The organism is Streptomyces flavofungini, assembly GCF_041028215.1.
In the GTDB taxonomy this organism is placed as follows: domain Bacteria; phylum Actinomycetota; class Actinomycetes; order Streptomycetales; family Streptomycetaceae; genus Streptomyces; species Streptomyces flavofungini_B.
Genome location: NZ_JASKYR010000662.1, coordinates 1 through 4668, shown reverse-complemented (window position 1 = coordinate 4668; position 4668 = coordinate 1). Strand labels below are relative to the sequence as shown.

4 protein-coding genes and 1 pseudogene are annotated in these 4668 nt (G+C 71.4%); 2 read left to right on the top strand and 3 right to left on the bottom strand.

Translation table 11 applies throughout. From position 1 onward, the window contains the following. Both AB8Z36_RS32020 and AB8Z36_RS32015 read right to left on the bottom strand, forming a co-directional pair. Nucleotides 1-313, bottom strand: a pseudogene (locus AB8Z36_RS32020) (Fpg/Nei family DNA glycosylase); the annotation flags it as partial. 169 nt (nt 314-482) lie between these two features. Further along, nucleotides 483-968 carry a ribose-5-phosphate isomerase gene (locus AB8Z36_RS32015; RefSeq protein ID WP_369216891.1) on the bottom strand — a complete coding sequence of 162 codons (486 nt, stop codon included), beginning with the start codon at nt 966-968 and terminating at the stop codon, nt 483-485. A 184-nt stretch (nt 969-1152) separates the two neighbouring features. Here AB8Z36_RS32015 and AB8Z36_RS32010 point away from each other — a divergent pair, with 184 nt between their 5' ends. Next, nucleotides 1153-2616: an amino acid permease gene (locus AB8Z36_RS32010; protein WP_369216890.1), complete on the top strand. Its 1464-nt coding sequence runs from the start codon at nt 1153-1155 to the stop codon at nt 2614-2616. A 95-nt stretch (nt 2617-2711) separates the two neighbouring features. Next, nucleotides 2712-4040, top strand: coding sequence for an FAD-binding oxidoreductase (locus tag AB8Z36_RS32005; RefSeq protein WP_369216889.1), 1329 nt, complete (start codon nt 2712-2714; stop codon nt 4038-4040). On the opposite strand, the gene AB8Z36_RS32000 is transcribed toward AB8Z36_RS32005, so the two are convergent. Continuing rightward, nucleotides 4037-4615, bottom strand: coding sequence for a biotin transporter BioY (locus AB8Z36_RS32000; RefSeq protein WP_369216888.1), 579 nt, complete (start codon nt 4613-4615; stop codon nt 4037-4039). The two genes, AB8Z36_RS32005 and AB8Z36_RS32000, sit on opposite strands and share 4 nt — an antisense overlap. Between the last annotated feature and the right edge of the window lie 53 nt (nt 4616-4668).

Below are 4668 nucleotides of genomic sequence, written 5' to 3'. Positions count from 1 at the left end.
CTTCTGGTCCATGAGCAGCGCGGCGATGGTGGTGCGGCTGCGGGAGATCCGCCGGTAGGCCTTCGCCGGGTCGTCCCCGTCGCGCAGCGGATCGGGGCCGAGGCGCTCGTGTATCGCGCGCTTCTCCTCGTCCGCGACGAGGGCGCAGGTGCAGCATCTCTTCCTCGGGTTCGGCGGTCTCCATCGCCCGTCCGTCGAGCAGCGCGGCGCTCCCGGAGAACTTCCCCTGCGGGCTACGCACGTCCACGGCCTTCCCCGCGAACCGCGCCAGATGGTCCTGAGCAAGCCGATGAATGGTGTGCCCCTCCGGCACGGGTCCCTCCGGGGGTTTTGCGGTTTATCGCCTTGAGGGCTCGTCCTCAAACGCCGGACGGGCTGAGAGACCCCCGGGGTCCGGAGAGGCTGACAGATTCAGCCCCTCCGGCGTTTGAGGAGCGGGGTCCGGGGCGGAGCCCCGTGGGGGTGACTACTGCTCGGGGTGACTACTGCTGGGGGTGCCCGGCAGGGATCGGCGGCAGCTCACCCGTCGCCTCGTAGGCCGACAGCATGTCGATCCGGCGAGTGTGCCGCTCCTCGCCCGAGTACGGCGTCCCGAGGAAGATCTCGACGAACCGGGTCGCCTCCTCCCGCGTATGCATCCGCCCGCCGATCGAGACCACGTTGGCGTCGTTGTGCTCACGCCCGAGCGCGGCGGTCTGCTCGCTCCAGGCGAGGGCGGCCCTGACGCCCTTCACCTTGTTCGCGGCGATCTGCTCGCCGTTGCCCGAGCCACCGATGACGATGCCGAGGGACTCCGGGTCCGCCGCGGTCCGCTCGGCGGCACGCAGGCAGAACGGCGGGTAGTCGTCCTGGGCGTCATAGATGTGGGGCCCGCAGTCGACGGGCTCATGGCCGTGGCTCTTGAGCCATTCGACCAGGTGGTTCTTGAGTTCGTAGCCGGCATGATCCGAGCCGAGGTACACGCGCATGCGTCCGAGTGTGGCACGTCGCGCACCGGGTAGCCGCGACCGGGGCAGAACCGTGATCACGCGGATCGGGGCATTGGTACAGGCCTTCGGCAGGAGTACAACGATCCGGATTCAGGACTTCCGTCCCGTTGACCCCTGGGTTTGAATGCGGGGGCTCGCGACCCGAGAACTTAAGGAATCGTCCATGACCTCGCAACCCTCCCTTGCGAAGCCAGACAGCACCCCGCCACCGCCTGGGGATCAGCAGTCAGGCGGCAGCGACTCCGGCGACGGCCTGAAGGCGGGTCTCAAGAACCGGCACCTCTCCATGATCGCCATCGGCGGCGTGATCGGTGCCGGACTCTTCGTCGGTTCGAGCTCCGGCATCGCCGCCGCGGGCCCCGCGATCCTGATCTCGTACGCCCTGGTCGGCACGATGGTCGTCCTGGTGATGCGGATGCTGGGCGAGATGGCCGCCGCACGGCCCGCGTCCGGCTCCTTCTCCACCTACGCCGACCAGGCGCTCGGCCGCTGGGCCGGGTTCTCCATCGGCTGGCTGTACTGGTTCTTCTGGGTCGTCGTCCTCGCGGTGGAGGCCACCGCGGGCGCGGTCATCCTCAACGGCTGGATACCCGCGGTCCCGCAGTGGGGCTGGGCGCTCATCGTGATGGTGGTGCTCACCGCGACCAACCTGGTCTCGGTCGGCTCCTACGGCGAGTTCGAGTTCTGGTTCGCGGGCATCAAGGTCGTCGCGATCGGCGCGTTCGTCGTGATCGGTCTGCTCGCCGTCTTCGGCGTGCTGCCCGGCTCCGACAACCCCGGCGCCGGATTCGCGCACCTCACCGACGCGGGCGGCTTCATGCCCAAGGGCGCGGGCGCCATCCTCACGGGCGTGCTGATGGTCGTCTTCTCCTTCATGGGCTCCGAGATCGTCACGCTGGCCGCCGGTGAGTCCGAGGACCCGCAGCGCGCGGTCACCAAGGCGACGAACAGCGTGATCTGGCGCATCGGCGTCTTCTACCTGGGCTCGATCTTCGTCGTGATCACGCTGCTGCCGTGGAACGCAAAGTCGATCACCGAGGAAGGCAGCTACGTCGCCGCGCTCAACTCGATCGGCATTCCGCACGCCGGCCAGGTCATGAACGTCATCGTCCTCACCGCCGTGCTCTCCTGCCTCAACTCCGGGCTCTACACCGCCTCCCGCATGGCCTTCTCGCTCGGTCAGCGCGGCGACGCGCCCAAGGCCTTCGCGCGCACCAACGCGCGCGGTGTGCCGCAGGCCGCGATCCTCGGCTCGGTCGTCTTCGGTTTCATCGCCGTCTGGTTCAACTACCAGTGGAAGGACACCGTCTTCGACTTCCTGCTGAACTCCTCGGGCGCGGTGGCCCTCTTCGTCTGGCTGATCATCAGCTTCACCCAGCTGCGGATGCGCGGCATCATCCTGCGCGAGGAGCCGGAGAAGCTGATCGTCAAGATGTGGCTCTTCCCGTATCTGACGTGGGTCACCATCGCGATGATCTCGTTCGTCCTCGTCTACATGCTGACCGACGAGGCCGGGCGCAAGCAGGTGCTCCTCTCCCTCCTCGCCGCCGCCTTCGTGGTCGTCTTCTCGCTGGCGCGGGAGAAGTTCGGGCGCCGGGACGAAGAGGCTTCCCCGCTGAAAAGCTGACGGAAGCTGTCAAGTTAATACGGGATGCTCTCCGCGTCAGGCGGTCCGGGCGCGGCCCCGCGGCCGCGCCCGGACCCGCCCCTCGGAGGCATCTCGTGGACCTCACCGCACAGCGACTCGTGTTCCGGCCAGGTGACGCCGGATACGACGAGGAGATCGCCGGGTTCCAGACCGGTTTCACGGCGCGGCCCGCCCTCGTCGTCGGCGCCGAGAGTGCCGACGACGTCGCCGCCGCCGTGTCGTACGCCGCCGAGCGCGGTCTGCCGGTCGCGGTGCAGGCCACCGGTCACGGGCTGCCGGGCTCATCGGCGGGCGGGGTCCTGATCAGCACGCGGCGGATGGACGGCGTACGCGTGGACGCCGCGGCCCGTACCGCCACCGTGGGCGCGGGCGCCCGCTGGGGCCAGGTCGTCGAGGCCGCGGCGCCGCACGGCCTCGCCCCGCTCAACGGCTCGTCGCCGGGTGTGGGAGCCGTCTCGTACACGCTGGGCGGCGGGCTCGGCATCCTCGGCCGGGAGTTCGGCTACGCCGCCGACCACGTACGGTCCCTGCGCGTCGTCACCGCCGACGGCACGCCGCGCCAGGTGACCGCCGACCGCGACCCGGAGCTCTTCCGGGGCCTGCTCGGCGGTGGCGCCGCCCTCGGCGTGGTGACGGAGCTGGAGACCGGCCTGGTGCCGGTGGCGCGGCTCTACGGCGGCGCGATCGGCTTCGACGGCGGCGCCGGCGACCCGGCCGCCCTGCTCAGCGGCTACGAGCGCTGGACCCGCACACTGCCCGAGACGCTGACCTCCTCGTTGGCCGCGCTGCGCTACCCGGACATCCCCCAGCTCCCGCCGCATCTGCGGGGCCGCCGTCTTCTCACGGTCCGGGTGGCCTTCACGGGCACGGCGGCCGAGGGCGAACGCCTCGTGGCGCCGCTGCGGAAGCTCGGGCCCGCCGTCTCGGACACGCTGCGGGAGATGCCGTACGCCGAGAGCCACACCATCCACAGCGACCCCGACTTCCCGCACGCCTACTACGGGGACAGCGTGGTCCTCAGCGGCCTCGATGTGCGGGCGGCGGGTGCGCTGCTCGCCCTGACCGGCCCGGACGCCGCGTCCATGCACGTCGTCCAGTTCAACCACCTGGGCGGCGCCCTCGCGCGGCCCGCGGCCAACGCCGTGCCCTACCGCGACGCGGGCTGGCTGGTGCGCGTCCTCTCACCGCTGGACGGTACGGACGTCGCCTCCGTACGCGCGGCGCACGCGGCGGCGTTCGGGCCGCTGGCGGAGCGGACGATGGGCCGCTCGCTGAACTTCGCGTTCGGCGGCGGCGACCGGACCGAGGGGCTCCACGACCCGGAGACGCGAAAGAGGCTCGCCGGGTTGAAGGCCATGTACGACCCGGCGAACCTCTTCAGGCGCGACTACGGAACCGCCTAGCGGTCGAGGAGCTTCCACGCGGTGGGCAGCGCGCCCATCGCGAGGGCGGCCTTGAGGGCGTCGCCGATCAGGAAGGGCGTGAGCCCGGCGGCGACGGCCTGGGTCAGGGACATGCCGGTCGCGGCGGCGAGGTAGGGGACGCCGACCGCGTAGATGATCGCGGAGCCGAGGACCATCGTGCCCGCGGTGCGCAGCACCGAGCGGTCACCGCCGCGGCGGGCGAGGGCGCCCACCACCGTGGCGGCGAGCAGCATGCCGAGGACGTAGCCGAGGGACGGGGCGGCGACGCCGGAGCCCGCCTGGGCGAACCACGGCATGCCCGCCATGCCGACGAGGGCGTACAGCGCGAGCGAGAGGAAGCCGCGGCGGGCGCCGAGGGCGGTGCCGACGAGCAGCGCGGCGAAGGTCTGCCCGGTCACCGGCACCGGGGAGCCGGGCACGGGCACCGCGATCTGGGCGGCGATCCCGGTGAGTGCGGCGCCGCCGAGCACGAGGGCCGCGTCCTTCACACGGGACGCGGGCAGCAGGTCGGCGAGGACCTGGCCGGGGCGGGTGGTGGCAGCGGCGATGCTCATCGGGACTCCGCGGGGGCGTGGGCACGTTGGGACGGCTCGACGCTATCCCAGGC